Source organism: Phenylobacterium sp., assembly GCF_016793285.1.
Taxonomy (GTDB): domain Bacteria; phylum Pseudomonadota; class Alphaproteobacteria; order Caulobacterales; family Caulobacteraceae; genus Phenylobacterium.
Window position 1 is genome coordinate 1 of sequence record NZ_JAEUMO010000180.1, and the last position, 19,965, is coordinate 19,965.

A 19,965-nucleotide genomic window follows, 5' to 3' on the forward strand; every position below is an offset into this window, starting at 1 on the left:
AGGGTGGCTTCCTCTCCGTCCACCAGCGCGACCACGATGTCGCCGGAGACGGCGCTGTCGGTACGGCGGATGACCACGAAGTCGCCGTCCAGAATGCCGGCGTTGATCATCGAGTCGCCGGAAATCTCGAGGACAAAGTGCTCGCCCGCGCCCAGGATCGTCTCGGGCACCGGGATGCGGTCGCGCTCCTGCTGGATCGCCTCGATCGGCGTGCCGGCGGCGATGCGACCCAGGATCGGCAATTCGCGGGTGTCGTTGGCGGCGGCCGGCATCGCGGCGCCGGCTTCCACAAGTTGGGGCTTGAAGGGGGCGCGCCCTTTGGGCGGCGCGGCGGCCGTGGCCTGCTGCGGCAGCTTCACGACTTCCAGCGCTCGGGCCCGGTGGGGCAGGCGACGCAGGAAGCCGCGCTCCTCCAGCGCCGTGATGAGCCGGTGGATGCCGGACTTGGAGGCCAGGTCCAGCGCCTCCTTCATCTCGTCGAACGACGGGGAGACGCCCGTTTCCTTTATCCGCTCATGGATGAACATGAGCAATTCATGCTGCTTGCGGGTGAGCATCTCGGGTCCTCGCAGAACAAATCGCCAACTTCTGCCGATGTTCTCCAGGTGTTCCGCGTCAATGTCAAGTTACGGCGCCGGCGCCCGCAAAAAGCGCTGCCGGAACAAGGAGATCGGCGGGAGGCTCGGAAGAGAATCGCGGCCCGACTCAGCCGGTCAGGGCGCGAGTCGCGGCGGTGACGTCGGCCTGCCGCATCAGGCTCTCGCCCACCAGCATCGCCTTGGCGCCGGCGCGTTCGAGTCGGGCGGCGTCGCCGGGCGTGAAGACGCCGCTCTCGGTGACGAGCAGCGCGCCGGGCGGCGCGGCGGCGGCCAGGCGTTCGGTGATGCCGAGATCGACGGTGAACGTGCGCAGATCGCGGTTGTTGACGCCGACCAGATCGGCGCCGAGGCGGCCGGCGCGGGCCATCTCGTCCTCGTCATGGACTTCGACGAGGGCGTCCATTCCGAGGCGGCATGCTTCCGACACCAGTTCGGAGGCCAGGGCATCGTCGACCATCGCGAGGATGACGAGGATGGCGTCGGCGCCCAGGGCGCGGCTCTCGGTCACCTGCCAGGGGTCGACGAGGAAATCCTTGCGGATGCAGGGCAGGGCGCAGACGTCGCGTGCGGCGGTCAGATAGGCGTCGGCGCCCTGGAAGCTGGGACCGTCGGTCAGGACGGAGAGGCAGGCCGCGCCACCGGCCTCATAGGCCCTGGCCAGGGCCGGCGGATCGAAGTCCTCGCGGATCAGGCCCTTCGACGGCGAGGCCTTCTTGATCTCGGCGATGAGGGCGAGGCGGCCGGGGGCGTGAGCGCGTTCCAGCGCCGCGCGGAAGCCGCGAGGCGCGGACACGCCGGCGACGGAGACGCTGGGCCGCGCCGCCTTCCGCGCCGCCACATCCTCGCGCTTGTACGCCGCGATCTTCTCGAGGATGTCGGTCATGGGCCGTCGCGCACCAGGGGGGCGATCTCGACCAGCTTCGCGAGCGCGGCCTGCGCGCGGCCGTCGTCGATGACCTGCCCGGCCAGTTCGACGCCCTCGCGCAGGGTCTCGACCTTCTCGCCGACCAGGAAGGCGGCGGCGGCGTTCAGCATCACGATGTCGCGGTAGGCGCCCGGCTCGCCCTGCAGCAGGCGACGGATCGCGTCGGCGTTCTGGGCGGGTGTGCCGCCCGTGAGGTCGGCCAGGGCGGCGCGAGGCAGGCCCACGGCCTCGGGCGTGATGGTGAAGAGCCGCACCTGGCCCTCGCGGAACTCCGCGACGCTGGTCTCGCCGGTCGTGGTCATCTCGTCCATGCCGCCACCGTGGACGACCCAGGCGCGCTCCGAGCCCAGCGCGCCCAGCACCTGCGCCAGCGGCGCGACCCACCGCTCGGCGAAGACGCCCACGACCTGCCGCTTCGCGCCCGCGGGGTTCGTGAGCGGCCCCAGCAGATTGAAGATGGTCCGGAAGCCGAGCTCGGCCCTGAGCGGCGAGACGTGGCGCATCGCGCCATGGTGGGCGGGGGCGAACAGGAAGCAAATGCCGGCCTCGTCCAGCGCTTTCTGCTGGCGCTCCAGCCCCGCGTCGATCGCCACGCCGAGTTCGGACAGCACGTCCGCGCCGCCGGACTTGGACGACAGCGCGCGGTTGCCGTGCTTGGCGACCTTCAACCCGCCGCCCGCGGCCACGAAGCCCACCGCGGTGGAGATGTTCAGCGTGTGCAGGCCGTCGCCGCCGGTGCCGCAGACGTCGATCGTGGGGTAGGGCGGATCGAGGTGTATGGCGGCCTTGCGCATGGCCCGCGCGCAGGCGGTGATCTCGCCGAGCGTCTCGCCGCGCATCCGCATGGCGGTCAGCGCCGCGCCGACCTGGGCCGCCGTCGGCTCGCCGCGCAGGCAGGCGGCGAAGAACTCCTGGGCGTCGTCCTCGGAGAGGGTCGCGCCGTCGGCGAGGCGCATCAGGAGCGGCTTGAAGGCGTCGGACATGATCGGCTCAGGCGGCGGCGTCAGACCTGGGCGAGCCGTTTCACGCCGGCGAGGTCGAGGAAGTTGGCCAAGAGGTCGTGGCCGCATTCGGTGGCGATCGACTCCGGGTGGAACTGTACGCCATGGATCGGGCGGGTCCGGTGGCGCAGGCCCATGATCTCGCCGTCCTCGGTCCAGGCGTTGGCCTCGAGGACCTGCGGCAGAACGTCCTTCTCAACCGAAAGGGAGTGGTATCGGGTGGCCGTGAACGGATTCTTCAACCCGGTGAACACACCGGTGTCGTCGTGACGGATCGGGCTCGTTTTTCCATGCATCAGGGCGCGCGCGCGGACGACCCGGCCGCCGAACGCCTGGCCGATCGCCTGATGGCCGAGGCAGACGCCCAGGATCGGCAGGGTTTCCGGCGCTTTGCCGATGAGGTCGAGACAGATGCCGGCTTCGTTGGGGGTGCAGGGGCCGGGGCTGAGCAGCACCGCATCGGGCCGAAGACCCAGCGCCTCGTCGACGGTGACCGCATCATTGCGATGCACAACCGTCTCAGCCCCCAGCTCGTTCAGGTAGTGAACGAGGTTGTAGGTGAAGCTGTCGTAGTTATCGACGACGAGGATCATGGACGCTCCATAGGCTTTGCCGCGCCGCGCGCCAAGCGGGATGCTCCCCCGATGGCGTTGCGCGATTCGGCCATGGACGCCTCCGAGGTGGCCCGCGCCCGGGCGCTGCTCCAGCCCCCGGCGCGCCGCGATCCGATGTGGCCGGCGCTGGTGGCGGCCACCGCGCTGGCGCTGACGTCGGTGCTGTTCGCGACGATCATGGTGCTGGCCCCGCCGGTGACGACGCAACACACCGCCGAGAGCGCGCCCGACTAGGCTCGCTCAGACGAACCGCCAGCTCTCGACGGCCGCGTCGCGGAGCGCGCGGGCCTTGTGCAGGGTCTCGTCGTATTCCGCGTCCGGATCGCTGTCGGCCACCACGCCGCCGCCGGCCTGGATGTACATGACCCCGTCCTTGAAGAGCGCGGTGCGCAGCACGATGCAGGTGTCGACCGAGCCGTCGGCGCCGAAGTAGCCGACCGCGCCGGCGTAGGCGATGCCGCGCTTTTCGATCTCCAGTTCGTCGATGATCTCCATGGCGCGGACCTTGGGTGCGCCCGAGAGCGTGCCGGCGGGCAGGGCGGCCATGACCACGTCGACGGGGTCCAGGCCGTCGGGGGCGTCGCCCTCGACGTTGGAGACCAGATGCATCACGCGGGCGTAGCGCTCGACGAAGAAGCTGTCGGTGACGCGGACGCGGGGGCCTCTGGCGAGCGGCTGCGGCTCGTTGGCCCCGGCCTGCTTCAGCATGGCGACGCGGCCCACGTCGTTGCGGCCGAGGTCGAGCAGCATGAGATGCTCGGCGCGTTCCTTCGGATCGGCGATCAGCTCCTGTTCGAGACGGCGGTCCTCCTCGGGCGTCGCGCCGCGGGGACGGGTGCCGGCGATGGGGCGGATGGTGATCTTGCCGTCGCGCAGGCGGACCAGGATCTCCGGGCTGGAGCCGGCGACGTGGAAGCGGCCGAAGTCCAGGAAGAACAGGAACGGCGAGGGGTTCGAGCGGCGCAGCGACCGATAGAGCGCGAACGGGTCGCGGGCGAAGGGCGCGCGGAAGCGGTGGCTGGGCACAACCTGGAAGATGTCGCCGGCCTCGATGTACGCCTTGGCCTTCGCCACGATGCCCTTGTAGGTCTCGCGGTCGACCGGCGTGGTGAAGCGGTCGGGCTCGGGCGTGGAGTCGCCCTTGAGCGGGGGCGTGGGCTTCTTCAGGTCGTCGGCAACGGCCTGGATGCGCTTGCGGGCGGCCTCGTAGGCGGCCTCGGCGGCGGACCCGTCGGGCCGCACCGGCGTCACCACGAGGATCTCCTGCGCGATGGCGTCGAAGATCGCGACGATGGACGGGCGGGTCAGTACGCCGTCGGGCAGGTCGAGCGGATCGGGATTGACGTTCGGCAGGCGCTCGGCCAGCCGGATCGTGTCGTAGCCCAGGGCGCCGAAGACGCCGGCGGCCATCGGCGGCAGGCCCGCCGGCATGTCGATGCGGGCGCCGGCCAGCAGGTCGCGCAGCGAGTCGAGCGCGCCCCCCGCCTGCGGCGCGAAGCGGTCGGCGGCGATGTCGGCGCCCGTGGCGATCTCGGCCTGGTCGCCGCGACAGCGCCAGACGAGGTCCGGATTGAGCGCGATGGCCGAATAGCGCGCGCGGAAGGCGCCGCCTTCGACGGACTCGAACAGGAACGCGTAGGGCTTGCCGTGGCCGATCTTGAGGAACGCAGAGACCGGGGTCTCCAGGTCGTCGATGAGGCGCGTCCAGACGACCTGGGGGGCGCCGCCGTCGTAGGTCGATCGAAAGGCCTCGAACGGCGGCTCCAGGATCACTTCTTCTTCTCCGCCGCGCCCTTCTTCTCCAGCGGTTCGAAGCCGGCGGCGGCGCGGGCGCGAGCCGCATCGACCTTCACCTTCATCTTGGCGCGGGCGTAGGTCTGGGCCGCTTCGGCCATTTCGCGGAACAGGGCCTGGGTGAGTTCGCCGCGCTGCTGCTCGGCGATCTGGGCGGCGGTGGGGCCGGCGTCCATGCGGACGTTGCCGACCTGGCCGATGGCGATGCCGTTCGGCGCGCGGCCGACCCAGGACTCGCCGGGCTTCGAGGCGAAGGCGCGGGCCAGGATCTCGCGGCCGAGTTCCGGATGCGACTGGGCCGTCTGGCGGGTCAGGCCGGCGACACGCACCACGGAGACGCCGGCCGAGGCGGCGGCGGCGTCGAGGCTCTCGCCCTTCTTGATACGGGCTTCGAGGTCGTTGGCCTTGGCCTCGAGCGCCTTGACGATCTCGCGCTGGGTCCAGGCCTGGGTAAGTTCGCCGCGGATCTCCTCCAGCGGGCGCACATGCGGCGGGAGGATCCGATCGACCTTCACCGCGAAGTAGGCGCCTTCGCCCAGGTCGGTGATCTCGCTCTCGCCGCCCGGAGGCAGGCCGAACGCGGTCTCGAGGATCTTGGGCGGGAAGCCCTGGAGCTGGCGGCCCTGGTCGTCGACGCCCTGGGCGCTGACGGGACCGATGGTCTGGGCGGCCACGCCGGCCTTGGCGGCGGCCTCGGCCAGGGTCGCGCCGCCCTGGTGGGCGTCGTCGTAGGCCTGGGTCTGGGCGTAGACCTTCTCGGCGACCATGTCCTTGCGGATCTCGGCTTCGAGCATCGGGCGGGCTTCCTCGAGGGTCACCTCGCGGCCCTGGGTGATGGTCACGACCTTGACGACGGCGAGGCCCAGGTCGCCCTGGACGGCGGCCACCTGGCCGGCCTGCATCTTGAACGCGGCCTGGCCCACCTTGCGGTCGGCGACGGCGGTCAGCGGCTTCTCGTCGTAGGTGACGGCGTCGACGCCGAGCGACTTGGCGACCGCGGCCGGCGCCTCGCCCTTCTGGAGCCGCGCGGCGGCGGCCTGGGCGGCGGCCTGGTCCTTCACCGGAATCTGCACCAGGGTGCGGGTCTCGGGCTTGGAGAGCGTGTCCTTGCGGAACTGATAGCGCTTGGCGAGTTCGGCCGGGTCGATCGGCGCCGTCGACGCCGCCTGCGCGCCCTGGGGCGTGAACGGCACGACGGTGATGATGCGGGTCTCCGGCACCGTCAGGGCCTGCTTGTTCTCGGCGATGAACGCCTGCAACTGCGCGTCGGTCGGCTTCGGCGGCGCCGGCACCGAGCCCGGTGTCAGCACGAAGTAGGACAGGTCGCGGCTTTCCAGCGCGAACACCGAAGCCAGCGCGCCGTAACTCCGCGGCACGGCCAGCCCGTTCTGGACCGAGACCGCCCAGTGCTGGGTCGCCATCTCGTCGCGGAGCACGGCGTCGAACTCCTGCGGACGCAGGCCGTTCTCGCCCAGCCGCTGCTGGAAGGTCTTCTTGTCGAAGCGGCCCGAGATGGGGTCGAAGAACGCCGGAATCTTCTCGATCTGGTCGAGGACCAGCTTGTCGGAGGGCCGGATGCCGGCCTTCTGCAGCAGTTCCGAGAACGCCTCACGCGTCGCCACGCCCTGCAGGACCATGGTGTCGAGCTTGTTCTGCTCCGCGATCTCGGGCGTGATCGGCTGGCCCTGCTGCTGCTCGATGCGCTTCTTCTGGTTGTCGTACTCGCGCTTGAACGCCTGCGAGTCGACGGTGCGCGAGCCCGCCTTGACCACCCAGTCGCCGGCGACGGCCGACACGCCCACCTGGTTCGCGCCCCAGCCGACGAAGCTGATCGCCAGGAGGCCCATCAGGATCCTGGCGGGCCAGGACTTCGCGAAGTTTCGGATACCGGCGAGCATTAGGTGGTGGTCCTCGGAACAGGCTAGCGCGCCGGTATAGGGGAGACGCCTTCGCTGGGGCAAGCGCGTGACAGCGGGGCCGGCATGGCTTAACCGCGCGGCTTCACGTCATGCGAGGGTACGGAATGACTGCGCCGCGGCCGCTGATCGCCGGAAACTGGAAGATGAACGGCCTGGCGGCCTCGCTCGCGGAGGCGAAGGCGGTGGCCGCGGGGCTGGGCGACACGGCCGCCCGCGTGGCGCTCTGCCCGTCGGCCACGCTGGTGGCGCAGATGGCCTGGACGCTGAAGGACAGCGCCGTGCTGGTGGGCGGGCAGGACTGCCACGCGCAGGCCTCCGGCGCACACACGGGCGACGTGGCGGCGGAACAACTGGCGGACGCGGGTGCGAAGCTGGTGATCGTCGGCCACTCCGAGCGGCGGGCCGACCACGGCGAGACGGACGCCGCCGTCGCGGCGAAGACACTGGCGGCGCTGAGGGCCGGACTTGAGCCGATCGTCTGCGTGGGCGAGACGCTGGAGCAGCGCAAGGCGGGCGACACCCTGGCGGTCGTGACCGGGCAGGTGAGGGGCTCGCTCCCGGCGGAACTGGCCGGCAAGGCGTTCTCCGTGGCCTACGAGCCGGTCTGGGCGATCGGCACCGGACTGACACCCACCACGCCGGAGATCGAGGACGTCCACCGGGCGATCCGCGCGACGCTGACCGAGCTGTTCGGCGAGGCGGGCCGCGCCGTCCCGATCCTCTACGGCGGCTCGGTGAAGCCCTCGAACGCCGTCGAAATCCTCCACGCAGACGAGGTGGGCGGCGCCCTGGTCGGCGGCGCCTCGCTCAAGGCGGACGACTTCCTGGGCATCATCCGGGCTCTCTGAAGTCGAACCACGAAACGCGGTTCGTGGTTCCTCGGACTTCCGACCTCAGAGCAGAAGGCCGTAGAGGCGGCAGTCGCGGCGTTCGCCGTCGCGCAGGACGTGGCCGCGGAGCAGGCCTTCCTCGGCGAACCCGAGCTTAGTGAGCAGCGCCTCGGAGCGGCGGTTGCCGAGGTGGGTGCGGGCGACGAGCTTGCGGATGCCGTTGGCGCCGGCGAAGGCCACGACGGTCTGCATGGCCTCCAGCGCGTAGCCCTGGCCCCAGGCCTCACGGCCCAGCATGAAGCCCACCTCGGCCCGTCGGTGCCAGCGGTCGACGTCGGAGAGGTCGCAACTGCCCAGGAAGGCGTCGTCGGCGAGCCGGCGCATGGCCCAGTAGACCGACCGGCCCGCCTGCATGCCCCGGACCTGGCTCCCCACGATCTCCGCCACGATGTCCGGGTCGTCGATCTCGGCGACGTCCCAGTAGGCCATGACCTCGGGATCGCCCATGATCGGGAAGAGTTGGTCGGCGTCGGAGGCGAGCAGCGGTTCGAGCCGCAATCGCTCGGTCTCCAGGATCGGGAGACGCGTCAGGTCGAGAATCATCACAGCCCCAGCCGCACCATTGATCATGAGGTGCGACGCACTAGCTATGGCGTTCAGCCGGGCGCGGTGATAGAGCGCGCGCTTCATTTCGGCGGGGTGTGTCTACCGAAACGCACCCGGCCCGCGGAAAGTCGAACCTGATGCTGCTCAACCTGCTGCTGGTCATCGAGATCATCGTGGCCTTCTTCCTCGTGGTGGTCGTGCTGCTGCAGCGCTCCGAGGGCGGCGGGTTCGTTTCGGGCGGCACGGGTTCGCTGATGTCGGTCCGCGGCGCGGGCGACCTCCTGACCCGCACCACCTGGATCCTCGGCACCATCTTCTTCGTGCTGGGCCTGCTGTTGACCATCGTGGCGGGCCGCGAGCGTGGCGCGGCGTCGGTCGTCGACCGGATGAAGGTCAACGCGATCAACCCGGCCGAACTCAACAAGTCGATGCCGCAGCAGCCCGCCGGCGGCGCGCCCGCGCCGTCCGCGACGCCGGCGCCGACCGCGCCGGGCCCGCTGAGCGCGCCGACCCCCAACATCAACAGCCCGTTCGGCGCCCTGCCGTCGGCCGAGCCGGCCGCCCCGGCCCAGCCCGCCAAGAAGTAGCCCGGGCTCGAAAGAGACTGGGGACAACGCGAATCACTGAGTCCGCCGCGTGCGAATCGCGGCTAATCTGAACGCCCATGGCCCGGTACATTTTCATCACCGGCGGCGTGGTCTCCTCACTTGGCAAGGGTCTCGCGTCGGCTGCGCTCGGCGCGCTTTTGCAGGCGCGGGGCTACAAGGTCCGCCTCCGTAAGCTCGACCCGTATCTGAACGTGGATCCGGGCACGATGTCGCCCACCCAGCACGGCGAGGTGTTCGTCACCGACGACGGCGCCGAGACCGACCTGGACCTCGGCCACTACGAGCGCTTCACGGGCGTCAACGCGACCAAGAACGACAACATCACCACCGGCCAGATCTACAAGAAGATCATCGAGAAGGAGCGTCGCGGCGACTATCTGGGCGCGACGGTCCAGGTGATCCCGCACGTCACCGGCGAGATCAAAGACTTCGTGCTCGGCGATCCGGGCGAGGGCGTCGACTTCGTGCTGGTCGAGGTGGGCGGCACCGTCGGCGACATCGAGGGCCTGCCGTTCTTCGAGGCTATCCGCCAGTTGGGCCAGGAGCTGCCGCGGGGTCACGCCTGCTTCATCCACCTGACGCTGCTGCCCTATATCAAGACCGCCGGCGAGATGAAGACCAAGCCGACGCAGCACTCGGTGAAGGAACTGCGGTCCATCGGCATCCAGCCCGATATCCTGCTCTGCCGCTGCGAGATGCCGATCCCGGAGGGTGAGCGGAAGAAGCTGGGCCTGTTCTGCAACGTGCGCCCGAGCGCCGTCATCCAGGCGATGGACTCCGCCAGCATCTACTCTGTGCCGCTCGACTATCACCGCGAGGGCCTCGACACCGAGGTGCTGGACGTCTTCGGCATGCGCGACGCACCGGCGCCGGACCTGACGAAGTGGCAGGAGATCGACCACCGCCTGCGCCATCCCGACGGCGAGGTGAACATCGCCATCGTCGGCAAGTACACGGCGCTGACCGACGCCTACAAATCGCTGATCGAAGCCCTGGTCCACGGCGGCGTGGCGAACAACGTGCGCGTGAAGTTCGATTGGATCGAGGGCGAGGTCTTCGAGAAGGAAGAGGCGCTCATCAGCGAGCGGCTCAACAGCGTCCACGGCGTGCTGGTGCCCGGCGCGTTCGGCGAACGCGGCTCCGAGGGCATGATCCGTTCGGTGCAGTTCGCCCGCGAGCACGCCGTGCCCTACTTCGGCATCTGCTTCGGCATGCAGATGGCGATGATCGAGGCGGCGCGGAACCTGGCCGGCATCCGCCAGGCCTCGTCCACCGAGTTCGGGCCGACCTCCGAGCCGATCGTGGGCCTGATGACCGAGTGGGTGAAGGGCAACGAGAAGGAAGTCCGCGCCGAGGGCGGCGAACTGGGCGGCACCATGCGGTGCGGCGCCTACGAGGCGGTGCTGACGCCGGGCAGCCGGGTGGCCGAGATCTACGGCGCATCCAACATCTCGGAGCGCCACCGTCACCGCTACGAGGTGAACATCGCCTACCGCGACGCGATCGAGAACACGGGCCTGAAGTTCACCGGCCTCTCGCCCGACGGCATTCTGCCCGAGTTGTGCGAGCGCCAGGACCATCCGTGGTTCGTAGGCGTGCAGTACCATCCGGAGCTGAAGAGCCGCCCGTTCGACCCGCATCCGCTGTTCGCGAGCTTCGTCGCCGCGGCGCGCGACCGGAGCCGGCTCGTCTAGGAAACGCAGCGCCGCTCTGCGCGCCTGCACGGAAGCCGTGTTGACACCCACGCCGTAACTCCAACTGCTAGCCGACTGCGGCTGGCTTGCGGGAGGCTCTCGTGGCGACGTTCAACTTCTCGACCATCACGGCGATGCAGGCGATGGCCATCACGGCCGCCGACACGCTCGTCCTGGACCAGGGCACGGGGGCCACGACGACGGTCCTGTTCACCTCGGCCGAGCTGACCACGATCATGATCGGCGACCGGTCGGTGATGTTCGGGTCGGCCGTCGCCGGCGCGACGAAGACCTTCACCGGCGGCGGCGTGCTCTTCATCGGTGGCGCCGCGAACGACCAGACGACCACCGGAGCCAACGGCGACGGCCTCTACGGCGGGCCGGGCGCCGATACGCTGAGCAGCGGTGACGGCCTGAACCTGCTGCAGGGCAATCAGGGCAACGACAGCCTCGTCGGCGGCGGCGCCTACGACATCATCTACGGCGGCCAGGACGACGACCGGATCGTCGTCGGCGACAGCCCGACACCGGGCGGGACCAACTTCGGCCAGGGCAACCGCGGGAACGATACGATCTCCGGCTCGGGGACCGACAACGACACCTTGCTGGGCGGCCAGGGCAACGACGTGATCAACATCACCGATCCCGGGACACCGCGGGAGCTCGGTCTGCTGGACAACCGGCAGGGGTTCTCGGGCGGCGGCAACGACTTCCTGAACGGAAACCTCGGCAACGACACCATCTTCGCAGGGCAGGGCAACGACCTGCTGCTCGGCGAGGGCGGCGACGACTTCCTGCAGGACGGCGGCGGATCGAACACCCTCATGGGCGGGGACGGCAACGACACCGTCATCGCCCGGGAGACCAACACGATCGACGCCGGCGCCGGCAACGACGTGGTCGGCATGGATCCCGGCACGTTCGTCGTCCAGCTCGGCGATGGCGACGACCTGTGCCTGCCGCTGGATCCAGCGGCGAGCGGCACGGCCACCGTCGACGGCGGCGCGGGCAACGACGAGATCACCGGAACCGGCGGCAGCGACAGCCTGCTGGGCGGGATCGGGACCGACACCCTGGACGGCGGCTCGGGCGCGGACACCGTGACGGGCGGCGCGGGCGGCGACCTGTTCCAGTTCTTCCAGAGCGCGGTCCCGGCGGCCGCCTCGGGTCTGGACCGCATCACCGACTGGGCCGGCGAGGATCGCCTGTTCTTCGCGGACGGCAGCAACCAGCCGGCGGGGGCGGGCACGGCGGGCAACTACGCGGAGTCGACCCAGGCCGACTACGCCGCCGCGCTCGGCTTCGCCAACGGCCAGATCGCGGCGGGCACGATCAACTACGTGGCGGTGCAGGTGGGCGCAGACGTGATCGTGTTCGCCGACAGCGCCGGCGACAACGGAAGCGCAGACTCGGCGGTCATGCTGGTCGGCCGCTCGCTCGCGGACATCGGCTTCGACGACTTCGAGTAGGGCGGAACGCCGCCCCTAGATGAAGAACATCAGCCAGAAGGCCATGAGCACGGCGTTCGAGACCGCGTACACGGCCAGCCGGTGCATGACGTTGTTGTAGGTCAGGTGGATCGCGGAGTGGACGACCCGCAGGGCGACATAGGCCCAGGCCACGATCAGCGCCGCCTGGTCCAGTCGGCCGGCGACGTAGTACATGAGCCCCGCCACGTAGAAGAGCACCGGCAGCTCGAGCAGGTTCATGAAGTTGCGGTTGGGGATCGAGACGTCGCCGGGCACCGCCGCCGATTCGCCGAACTTGAAGTCGTCGCGGGTCACGCGGCCCGCGAAGGCGGCGCGGAACCGCCGCGCGGGGATGAAACCGAGGACGATGAAGGTCAGCAGCGCCATCGCGCCCATCGGGGGGAAGATCAGTTCCTGCGGCATGGCGGCCCTCCATCGCGCTTACGTCGTAAGGCGTAGTCCTGGCGGCTTGATCATGCACGGGGTTTCATGCATAAGCCGCCGCTCACTTGAGGCGGCCCATCCGGCCGCCGCAGACATTTCACGCCGCAGAGATCTTCCGATGGCTGTTCCTAAACGCAAAACTTCGCCGTCGCGGCGTAACATGCGCCGGTCGCACCACGCGCTCGGCCCCAACACCTTCCACGAAGACAAGGAAACGGGCGAGTTGAAGCGTCCGCACCACGTCGACCTGAAGACCGGCATGTACAAGGGCCGTCAGGTCCTGACGCCGAAGGAAGACTGACCGCTTCACGCGCGTCGTCCGACGATATTCGAAGCGCCGGCTCCAGGGCCGGCGCTTTTGCGTTTCCGCCCTCCTCGTGAACGGGAGGGAAGGTTACTGGCTGCGGCCGCGGGCCTGCACGTTCTCGCGGCGCTGGGCGACCATTTCGGGGGTGACCTCGCGGTTGTGAACGACCGAGCGCTCGTGCTCCAGCTCGAGCCCGGCGCCGAGGGTCGTGGCGTAGCCGTCGTCGATCATCGCCTTGTAGGTCACCAGCATGTCGGCCTCGATGGAGGCCATCTCCGAGGCGAGCTTGAGGGCGGCGGGCATCAGCTCGGCGGCCGGCACCACGCGGTTCACCAGCCCCCAGTCGTAGGCCTGCTGCGCCGACAGGAAGTTGCCGGTCAGCGAAAGTTCCTTGGCCCGGTAGGGGCCGATGGCGCGGCTGAGCTTCTGCGAGAGGCCCCAGCCGGGCGTGATGCCCACCCGTGCGTGGGTGTCGGCGAACCGGGCGTTTTCGGAACAGAGCAGCACGTCGCAGGCCAGCGCCACCTCGAAGCCGCCGGTGATCGCCACGCCGTTGATCGCGCCGATGATCGGCTTGGAACACGACAGGACGGCGCGGGCCGGGTTCTCGGCGGGGTCGGTGGCGTTCGCGGCGCCCATGCCCAGCGGGTCGGTGGAGAGTTCCTTCAGGTCGAGACCGGCGGTGAAGGCGCGCTCGCCGGCCCCGGTCAGGACGATGACCTTCACGCTGTCGTCGGCGTCGAGTTCACGGATGGCCCGCTGCAACTCGGCGCGCAGGGCCTTGGAGAGTGCGTTCATCGCCTCGGGGCGGTTCAGGGTGACGACGGCGACGCCTTGCGACGGCTTTTCTACCAGCAGCATGGGAACTCCTCTTCGGCCGCCGCATGGGCCCGCTCGCGCCGCGGCAGTCAAGCCACGCGTGGGGCGCGACATTGCCCCTGCCATCGAAGCTGGCTAAGGGTCCGGCCCGCCGCAGCGCCGCAGAGGACCCCATGACCGAGATCGTCGACATCATCGCCCGCGAGATCCTGGACAGCCGCGGCAACCCCACGGTCGAGGTCGACGTGATCCTCGAGGATGGCTCGATGGGTCGCGCAGCGGTGCCGTCGGGCGCGTCGACCGGCGCGCACGAGGCGGTCGAGAAGCGTGACGGCGACAAGGGCCGTTATGGCGGCAAGGGCGTTCTCGAGGCGGTCGAGGCGGTCAACGGCGAGATCTACGACGCGCTTTCGGGCAGCGACGCGGAGGACCAGCGCCGGATCGACCGGATGCTGATCGACCTCGACGGCACGAAGAACAAGAGCCGCCTGGGTGCAAACGCCATCCTGGGCGTCAGCCTGGCGACCGCCAAGGCGGCGGCCGGCTCGGCGGCGCTGCCGCTCTACAAGTACGTGGGCGGGGTCTCCGCGCGGGTCCTGCCGGTCCCGATGATGAACATCATCAACGGCGGCGCGCACGCCGACAATCCCATCGACATCCAGGAATTCATGATCCTGCCGACCGGCGCTGCCACCTTCGCCGAGGGCCTGCGGGCCGGCGCCGAGATCTTCCACGCGCTGAAGGCCCAGCTCAAGGCGGCCGGCCACAACACCAACGTCGGCGACGAGGGCGGCTTCGCCCCGAACATCGGGTCGGCCGAGGCGGCCCTGGCGTTCATCGTGAAGGCGGGGGAGAGCGCGGGGTACAAGGCAGGCCAGGACTTCCACCTGGGCCTCGACGTCGCCTCCACCGAGTTCTTCAAGGGCGGCAAGTACGTGATGGAGGGCGAGGGCAAGACGGTGGATCCGGCCGGCATGGTCGACTACCTGGCCGACCTCGCCGCCAAGTTCCCGATCGTCAGCATCGAGGACGGCTGCGCCGAGGACGACTTCGAGGGCTGGAAGCTGCTCACCGACCGGCTGGGCGGCAAGGTGCAACTGGTCGGCGACGACCTCTTCGTGACGAATCCCGAGCGCCTGGCCATGGGCATCGGCAAGGGCCTGGCCAACTCGATCCTGGTGAAGGTCAACCAGATCGGCACGCTCAGCGAAACTCTGGACGCCGTCGATATGGCGCAGCGCAACAGCTACACCGCCGTGATGAGCCATCGCTCCGGCGAGACCGAGGATTCCACGATCGCCGACCTCGCGGTGGCCACCAACTGCGGGCAGATCAAGACCGGGTCGCTGGCCCGATCGGACCGCACGGCCAAGTACAACCAGCTCCTGCGCATCGAAGAGGAACTGGGCGACCAGGCCGTCTACGCGGGCCGCGGCGCGCTCAGGCGGCTCGCCTGAGCATGGTTAGCGGGCCGTTAGGGAATTCGGCGGGATAAGGGCCAAAGCCCGTTCGAGAATCGCCGTGCTCGCAAGTCTGCGTCCGTACCTGTCGACCGCCTTCCTGGCGCTGCTGATCTTCTACTTCGGCTTCCATGCCTTCACGGGCGACGCCGGTCTGCTGCAATCCGACAAGCGCGACGCGACCCTGATCGCCAAGACCCAGGAACTGAAGCGCCTCGCCGCCCAGCGGCACGACCTCGAAGTCCGCGCCCAGCTCCTGCGCGACGAGAGCCTTTCGGCCGACCTGCTCGAGGAAAGAGCGCGGTCCCTGCTAGGCTTCGCCGACCCAAGGGACTATGTGATCAGGGTGAAGTGACGGATCGTCGCAGGCGGTCCTTCGATATCAAACGATCACGGGGTGATGCATGGCGCGTCAGGCGACGGCGGCGGCCGGTCGGCGGAAGTCGGGCGGGGCTGAAAAGCCCGCGGCCGGCAAGGACGAGCTCCTCGAATACTATCGCCAGATGCTGCTCATCCGCCGCTTCGAGGAGCGGGCGGGCCAGCTCTACGGCATGGGTCTGATCGGCGGCTTCTGTCACCTCTACATCGGCCAGGAGGCGATCGCCGTCGGCTGCGAGGCCGCCAAGCGCCCGGGCGACCAAATGATCACCGGCTACCGCGACCACGGCCACATGCTGGTCTGCGGCATGGACCCGAGGGAGGTCATGGCGGAACTGACCGGGCGCTCGGGCGGGTCGTCCAAGGGCAAGGGCGGGTCGATGCACATGTTCTCGACCGAGGCGGCGTTCTACGGCGGTCACGGTATCGTGGGCGCGCAGGTCTCGCTGGGCACGGGCCTCGCGTTCGCCAACGCCTACCGCGGCGACGGCAAGGTGTGCTTCACCTACTACGGCGACGGCGCGGCGAACCAGGGCCAGGTCTACGAGAGCTTCAACATGGCCCAGGTCTGGAAGCTGCCGGTCATCTACTGCATCGAGAACAACGAGTACGCGATGGGCACCGCCATCGACCGCAGCTCGTCCGAGACGAAGCTCTTCAAGCGGGGCATCTCGTTCAACATCCCGGGCGAGGAGGTCGACGGGATGGACGTGCTGGCCGTGAAGGCCGCCGCCGAGCGCGCCTGCGCCCACTGCCGGGCGGGCAAGGGTCCCTACATCCTGGAACTCAAGACCTACCGCTACCGCGGCCACTCGATGAGCGACCCGGCGAAGTACCGGACGCGCGAGGAGGTGGACGAGGTCCGCAAGACCCGCGACCCCATCGACCATGTCGAGGAACTGCTGGAGAAGAACGGCTGGGCCGACGAGGCCGCGCTGAAGGCCATCGACGCCGAGGTGAAGCGGATCGTCGCCGACGCCGCGGAATTCGCCCGCACCAGCCCGGAGCCGGATCCCTCCGAGCTCTACACCGACGTCTACATCCAAGCGTGATGAGGGCCTGAGCCGTGACCGACATCCTTATGCCGGCCCTCTCTCCGACGATGGAAGAGGGCACGCTCGCCAAGTGGCATGTGAAGGTGGGCGACACGATCCGGTCGGGCGACGTGATCGCCGAGATCGAGACCGACAAGGCCACCATGGAGGTGGAGGCGGTCGACGAGGGCGTGGTCTCCGAACTGCTCGTGGCCGAGGGCACGGAAGAGGTGAAGGTCAATACGCCGATTGCGCGCCTGGGAAGCCAGGAAGGGGCCGGCGAGGGCGGGGCGGCCCAGCCGCCCTCTGCGCCCAACGCACAGGCGCTGCCCGAGCCACAAGCCGCCGACCCTAATCCGCAGCCGGCCTCGCGCGCCGAGGCCAAGGGCGATCCGGCCCGGACATCGGCGCTGGCCGCGCCGGCGCCCGCGTCGTCGCTCAGGGACCCGGACCTTCCCGAGGGCGTGAACCTGGTGAAGGTGACCGTCCGCGACGCGCTCCGCGACGCCATGGCCGAGGAGATGCGCCGCGACCCGGACGTGTTCCTGATGGGCGAGGAGGTCGCGCAGTACCAGGGCGCCTACAAGGTCAGCCGCGGTCTGCTGGACGAGTTCGGTCCCAAGCGCGTCATCGACACCCCGATCACCGAACATGGCTTCGCCGGCATCGGTGTCGGCGCGGGCATGGCCGGACTGAAGCCGATCGTCGAGTTCATGACGTTCAACTTCGCCATGCAGGCCATCGACCACATCATCAATTCGGCCGCGAAGACGCTCTACATGTCGGGCGGCCAGATCAAGACGTCGATCGTGTTCCGCGGCCCGAATGGCGCCGCCGCCCGCGTGGCCGCCCAGCACAGCCAGGACTACGGCGCCTGGTACGGCCATGTGCCGGGCCTGAAGGTCGTGGCGCCCTACGACAGCGCCGACGCCAAGGGCCTGCTCAAGGCCTCGATCCGCGACCCGAATCCCGTGGTCTTCCTGGAGCACGAGATGCTCTACGGCCAGGAGTTCGACGTGCCCGAAGGCGTCGACTGGGTCGTGCCGATCGGCAAGGCCAAGGTGCGCCGCGCCGGGACCGGCGTCACGCTCGTCGCCTATTCGCGCATGGTGGGCTTCTGCCTGGCCGCGGCCGAGGAACTGGCGAAGGACGGCATCGAGGCCGAGGTGGTCGACCTGCGCACCATCCGCCCGATGGATGTCGACACCATCGTCGAGAGCGTCAGGAAGACCAACCGGCTGGTCACCGTCGAGGAAGGCTGGGGGCCCATGGGCGTCGGCGCCGAGATCGCCGCCAAGGTCACCGAACTCGCCTTCGACTACCTGGATGCGCCGCCACTGCGGGTGCATCAGGAAGACGTCCCGCTGCCCTACGCCGCCAACCTGGAGGCGCTCTCGATGCCCTCGGTCGAACGCATCGTCGCAGCGGCCAGGGCGGTTTCCTACAAATGACCTCGTCCCGCTCATCCGCTCATGCCGGCGAATGCCGGGGCCCCAGATCGCAGAAGTCGGCGGTGGGCTGGAGAGGCGCGGTGCTTGTCGAACCCGTATGTGAGTCAGTCCATCTGGGTCCCGGCATTCGCCGGGATGAGCGGGGTGGAGGATGAGTGATCCCTTTACCTGGCGGGCGGGCGGATGCCACTGCGGGGGCGTCCGCTTCGAGGTGGCCGTGCCCGACGCGATCGAGGCGCAGAGCTGCAACTGCTCGATGTGCGCCAAGACCGGGTTCGTGCATGTGATCGTGCCCGAGAGCCGATTCCGGCTGACCCGGGGCGCGGAGCGGCTCAGCGAGTACAGCTTCAACACGCGTGTGGCCAAACACCTCTTCTGCTCCGAGTGCGGCGTGAAGAGCTTCTATCGACCGCGCTCGAACCCGGACGGCTGGAGCGTCAACGCGCGTTGCCTGGACAGCGTCGACGGCCTCACGATCGAGATCGAAGCGTTCGACGGCCAGAACTGGGAAGCCAACGCGCACGCGCTCTCGCACCTCTCCAAGGAGCCGGCATGAAGCGGCTGCACGGGCAATGCCACTGCGGCGCGGTCCGCGTCGAGATCGAGGGCGTCGAGGCGGCCGAACTGCCGCTGCGCGCCTGCCAGTGCGGCTTCTGCCGCCGGCACGGGGCGCTGTCGACCAGCCACCCGGACGCTACCATCACCTTCATGGGCGGCAAGCTGCTCCACTACCGCTTTGGCCACCGCAGGTCGGACTACATGATCTGCGCCCAATGCGGCTGCTATGTGGGCGCAGCGGTCGAGATCGACGGCGCGCGCTACGCCATCCTGAACGTGACGGGAGTCGACCTGCCGGGCTTCGAGGGCCGCAAGCCCGAGCCCTGGGTGTTCGACGACGAGACCCAGGAGGAGCGGGCCAGGCGCCGCAAGGCCCGCTGGTCGCCCGCCGACCTCACTGAACTGCAACCGAGCGCCTAGAGCCCGGAGACCACATGTCCATCGACATCCTTATGCCCGCGCTGTCGCCGACGATGGAGGAGGGGACGCTGGCCAAGTGGCACGTGAAGAAGGGCGACACGATCAAGTCCGGCGACGTGATCGCCGAGATCGAGACCGACAAGGCGACGATGGAGGTCGAAGCCGTCGACGAGGGCGTGGTCGAGGACCTGCTGATCGCGGAGGGGACGGAGGGCGTGAAGGTGAACACGCCGATCGCCAAGCTGGCCGGGGAGGGCGAGGCTGCGCCCGCGCCGAAGGCGGAGGCTCCGAAGGCCGAGGCCGCCGCGCCCGCCAGGGCGGCTGAACCTGCGGCCGAGGCGCCGAAAGCGGCTCCGGCCGCGGCCCCTGCGCCGGCGCCGGCGAGGGCCGCCGACGGGAACCGCGTCTTCGCCTCGCCGCTGGCCCGCAGGCTGGCGGAGCAGAAGGGCATCGACCTCTCCGCCGTCCAGGGCTCGGGCCCGCACGGCCGGATCGTGAAGGCCGACATCGACAAGGCCCGGCCTGCTTCGCCGCAGGCGGCGTCGCAGGCTGGGGCCCCGGCCCCGGCGGCTGCGCCGGCCGCCGCCGCGCCGCGCGAGGCCAAGACGCTTGAGCAGATGGGCATCGCGCCCGGCAGCTACGACCTGATCCCGCTGGACGGCATGAGAAAGACCGTGGCGCGGCGGATGACCGACAGCTTCCGCGACGTGCCGCATTTCCCGCTGACCCTCGACATCGAGATCGACGCGCTGCTGGCGGCGCGGACCCGGATCAACGGCCTGCTCGAGACGTCGAGCGTGAAGGTCAGCGTCAACGACATCGTCATGAAGGCGGCGGCCATGGCGCTGATGAAGGTTCCGGAGGCCAATGCGTCCTACTCGCCGGACGGCATCACGATGCACCACCACGCCGACATCGCCATGGCGGTCGCCATCCCCGGCGGCCTGATCACGCCGATCATCCGCAGGGCCGAGACCAAGGGGCTGGCCCAGATCGCCACCGAGGCCAAGGACCTGGCGGCCCGGGCGCGGGAGA

The 19,965-nt window shown here is 69.5% G+C and carries 22 protein-coding genes; 13 read left to right on the forward strand and 9 right to left on the reverse strand.

Annotated elements, in window-relative coordinates:
* The 4 genes from lexA to JNL41_RS15800 all read right to left on the reverse strand — a co-directional run.
* The coding region (gene lexA / locus JNL41_RS15785) for a transcriptional repressor LexA (RefSeq protein ID WP_293476572.1) at nt 1-557 on the reverse strand (557 nt) is incomplete at its 3' end.
* A gap of 148 nt (nt 558-705) precedes the next feature.
* On the reverse strand, nt 706-1,482 hold the full coding sequence (trpC, locus tag JNL41_RS15790) for an indole-3-glycerol phosphate synthase TrpC (RefSeq protein ID WP_293476574.1): 777 nt from the start codon (nt 1,480-1,482) through the stop codon (nt 706-708).
* The gene (trpD, locus tag JNL41_RS15795) at nt 1,479-2,507 is read right to left on the reverse strand and encodes an anthranilate phosphoribosyltransferase (RefSeq protein ID WP_293476576.1); all 1,029 of its coding nucleotides are present in this window, start codon (nt 2,505-2,507) and stop codon (nt 1,479-1,481) included. The genes trpC and trpD overlap by 4 nt, the downstream gene beginning before the upstream one ends.
* Before the next feature lie 20 nt (nt 2,508-2,527).
* A complete protein-coding gene (locus JNL41_RS15800) occupies nt 2,528-3,118 on the reverse strand; it encodes an aminodeoxychorismate/anthranilate synthase component II (protein WP_293476578.1) in 591 nt (196 codons plus the stop codon).
* Between the two features lie 51 nt (nt 3,119-3,169).
* Between JNL41_RS15800 and JNL41_RS15805 the strand changes: the two genes are divergently transcribed.
* Nucleotides 3,170-3,373 (forward strand): hypothetical protein, encoded by a 204-nt coding sequence (locus JNL41_RS15805; RefSeq protein WP_293476580.1) that lies wholly within the window; start codon nt 3,170-3,172, stop codon nt 3,371-3,373.
* Between the two features lie 6 nt (nt 3,374-3,379).
* Here the strand turns inward: JNL41_RS15805 and trpE are convergent, their stop codons facing one another.
* A complete protein-coding gene (gene trpE, locus JNL41_RS15810) occupies nt 3,380-4,912 on the reverse strand; it encodes an anthranilate synthase component I (RefSeq protein ID WP_293476582.1) in 1,533 nt (510 codons plus the stop codon).
* On the reverse strand, nt 4,909-6,831 hold the full coding sequence (locus JNL41_RS15815; RefSeq protein ID WP_293476584.1) for a peptidylprolyl isomerase: 1,923 nt from the start codon (nt 6,829-6,831) through the stop codon (nt 4,909-4,911). Before JNL41_RS15815 ends, trpE begins: the two co-directional genes overlap by 4 nt.
* 125 nt (nt 6,832-6,956) lie before the next feature.
* On the opposite strand from JNL41_RS15815, the gene tpiA reads away from it, so the two are divergent.
* Nucleotides 6,957-7,700 (forward strand): triose-phosphate isomerase, encoded by a 744-nt coding sequence (tpiA, locus tag JNL41_RS15820; RefSeq protein ID WP_293476586.1) that lies wholly within the window; start codon nt 6,957-6,959, stop codon nt 7,698-7,700.
* 45 nt (nt 7,701-7,745) lie between these two features.
* On the opposite strand, the gene JNL41_RS15825 is transcribed toward tpiA, so the two are convergent.
* A complete protein-coding gene (locus tag JNL41_RS15825) occupies nt 7,746-8,285 on the reverse strand; it encodes a GNAT family N-acetyltransferase (protein WP_293476587.1) in 540 nt (179 codons plus the stop codon).
* Between the two features lie 140 nt (nt 8,286-8,425).
* Here JNL41_RS15825 and secG point away from each other — a divergent pair, with 140 nt between their 5' ends.
* The 3 genes from secG to JNL41_RS15840 all read left to right on the forward strand — a co-directional run bounded on the left by secG (nt 8,426) and on the right by JNL41_RS15840 (nt 12,059).
* On the forward strand, nt 8,426-8,875 hold the full coding sequence (gene secG, locus JNL41_RS15830) for a preprotein translocase subunit SecG (RefSeq protein ID WP_293476589.1): 450 nt from the start codon (nt 8,426-8,428) through the stop codon (nt 8,873-8,875).
* Between the two features lie 77 nt (nt 8,876-8,952).
* Nucleotides 8,953-10,590 carry a CTP synthase gene (locus tag JNL41_RS15835; RefSeq protein WP_293476591.1) on the forward strand — a complete coding sequence of 546 codons (1,638 nt, stop codon included), beginning with the start codon at nt 8,953-8,955 and terminating at the stop codon, nt 10,588-10,590.
* Nucleotides 10,591-10,691: 101 nt separating this feature from the next.
* The gene (locus JNL41_RS15840; protein WP_293476593.1) at nt 10,692-12,059 is read left to right on the forward strand and encodes a calcium-binding protein; all 1,368 of its coding nucleotides are present in this window, start codon (nt 10,692-10,694) and stop codon (nt 12,057-12,059) included.
* A 15-nt stretch (nt 12,060-12,074) separates the two neighbouring features.
* On the opposite strand, the gene JNL41_RS15845 is transcribed toward JNL41_RS15840, so the two are convergent.
* Entirely contained in the window at nt 12,075-12,482 is a 408-nt protein-coding gene (locus JNL41_RS15845; protein WP_293476595.1) for an MAPEG family protein, read from the reverse strand.
* 139 nt (nt 12,483-12,621) lie between these two features.
* Between JNL41_RS15845 and rpmF the strand changes: the two genes are divergently transcribed.
* Nucleotides 12,622-12,804 carry a 50S ribosomal protein L32 gene (gene rpmF / locus JNL41_RS15850; protein ID WP_293359783.1) on the forward strand — a complete coding sequence of 61 codons (183 nt, stop codon included), beginning with the start codon at nt 12,622-12,624 and terminating at the stop codon, nt 12,802-12,804.
* Nucleotides 12,805-12,897: 93 nt separating this feature from the next.
* On the opposite strand, the gene JNL41_RS15855 is transcribed toward rpmF, so the two are convergent.
* Complete coding sequence (locus JNL41_RS15855) at nt 12,898-13,671, reverse strand: enoyl-CoA hydratase (RefSeq protein WP_293476597.1); 774 nt, start codon at nt 13,669-13,671, stop codon at nt 12,898-12,900.
* Between the two features lie 131 nt (nt 13,672-13,802).
* On the opposite strand from JNL41_RS15855, the gene eno reads away from it, so the two are divergent.
* From eno to JNL41_RS15890, 7 genes are all read left to right on the forward strand, one after another.
* Nucleotides 13,803-15,086: a phosphopyruvate hydratase gene (gene eno / locus JNL41_RS15860; RefSeq protein ID WP_293476599.1), complete on the forward strand. Its 1,284-nt coding sequence runs from the start codon at nt 13,803-13,805 to the stop codon at nt 15,084-15,086.
* A gap of 64 nt (nt 15,087-15,150) precedes the next feature.
* A complete protein-coding gene (locus JNL41_RS15865) occupies nt 15,151-15,444 on the forward strand; it encodes a septum formation initiator family protein (RefSeq protein WP_293476601.1) in 294 nt (97 codons plus the stop codon).
* Nucleotides 15,445-15,493: 49 nt separating this feature from the next.
* Entirely contained in the window at nt 15,494-16,519 is a 1,026-nt protein-coding gene (gene pdhA / locus JNL41_RS15870) for a pyruvate dehydrogenase (acetyl-transferring) E1 component subunit alpha (protein WP_293476603.1), read from the forward strand.
* 14 nt (nt 16,520-16,533) lie between these two features.
* Nucleotides 16,534-17,952, forward strand: coding sequence for a pyruvate dehydrogenase complex E1 component subunit beta (locus JNL41_RS15875; protein WP_293476605.1), 1,419 nt, complete (start codon nt 16,534-16,536; stop codon nt 17,950-17,952).
* 151 nt (nt 17,953-18,103) lie between these two features.
* On the forward strand, nt 18,104-18,508 hold the full coding sequence (locus JNL41_RS15880) for a GFA family protein (RefSeq protein ID WP_293476607.1): 405 nt from the start codon (nt 18,104-18,106) through the stop codon (nt 18,506-18,508).
* Complete coding sequence (locus JNL41_RS15885) at nt 18,505-18,930, forward strand: aldehyde-activating protein (RefSeq protein WP_293476609.1); 426 nt, start codon at nt 18,505-18,507, stop codon at nt 18,928-18,930. Before JNL41_RS15880 ends, JNL41_RS15885 begins: the two co-directional genes overlap by 4 nt.
* 14 nt (nt 18,931-18,944) lie before the next feature.
* The coding region (locus JNL41_RS15890) for a 2-oxo acid dehydrogenase subunit E2 (protein WP_293476611.1) at nt 18,945-19,965 on the forward strand (1,021 nt) is incomplete at its 3' end.

Excerpts from the sequence above, each read along its gene's own strand:
- JNL41_RS15845 (WP_293476595.1), bottom strand. The coding sequence starts at position 12,482 with ATGCCGCAGGAACTGATCTTCCCCCCGATGGGCGCGATGGCGCTGCTG.
- JNL41_RS15880 (WP_293476607.1), top strand. The coding sequence starts at position 18,104 with ATGAGTGATCCCTTTACCTGGCGGGCGGGCGGATGCCACTGCGGGGGC.
- JNL41_RS15805 (WP_293476580.1), top strand. The coding sequence starts at position 3,170 with ATGGCGTTGCGCGATTCGGCCATGGACGCCTCCGAGGTGGCCCGCGCC.
- JNL41_RS15885 (WP_293476609.1), top strand. The coding sequence starts at position 18,505 with ATGAAGCGGCTGCACGGGCAATGCCACTGCGGCGCGGTCCGCGTCGAG.
- secG (WP_293476589.1), top strand. The coding sequence starts at position 8,426 with ATGCTGCTCAACCTGCTGCTGGTCATCGAGATCATCGTGGCCTTCTTC.
- JNL41_RS15815 (WP_293476584.1), bottom strand. The coding sequence starts at position 6,831 with ATGCTCGCCGGTATCCGAAACTTCGCGAAGTCCTGGCCCGCCAGGATC.
- trpD (WP_293476576.1), bottom strand. The coding sequence starts at position 2,507 with ATGTCCGACGCCTTCAAGCCGCTCCTGATGCGCCTCGCCGACGGCGCG.
- trpC (WP_293476574.1), bottom strand. The coding sequence starts at position 1,482 with ATGACCGACATCCTCGAGAAGATCGCGGCGTACAAGCGCGAGGATGTG.
- tpiA (WP_293476586.1), top strand. The coding sequence starts at position 6,957 with ATGACTGCGCCGCGGCCGCTGATCGCCGGAAACTGGAAGATGAACGGC.
- JNL41_RS15835 (WP_293476591.1), top strand. The coding sequence starts at position 8,953 with ATGGCCCGGTACATTTTCATCACCGGCGGCGTGGTCTCCTCACTTGGC.
- JNL41_RS15800 (WP_293476578.1), bottom strand. The coding sequence starts at position 3,118 with ATGATCCTCGTCGTCGATAACTACGACAGCTTCACCTACAACCTCGTT.
- rpmF (WP_293359783.1), top strand. The coding sequence starts at position 12,622 with ATGGCTGTTCCTAAACGCAAAACTTCGCCGTCGCGGCGTAACATGCGC.
- JNL41_RS15825 (WP_293476587.1), bottom strand. The coding sequence starts at position 8,285 with ATGATTCTCGACCTGACGCGTCTCCCGATCCTGGAGACCGAGCGATTG.
- pdhA (WP_293476603.1), top strand. The coding sequence starts at position 15,494 with ATGGCGCGTCAGGCGACGGCGGCGGCCGGTCGGCGGAAGTCGGGCGGG.
- eno (WP_293476599.1), top strand. The coding sequence starts at position 13,803 with ATGACCGAGATCGTCGACATCATCGCCCGCGAGATCCTGGACAGCCGC.
- JNL41_RS15855 (WP_293476597.1), bottom strand. The coding sequence starts at position 13,671 with ATGCTGCTGGTAGAAAAGCCGTCGCAAGGCGTCGCCGTCGTCACCCTG.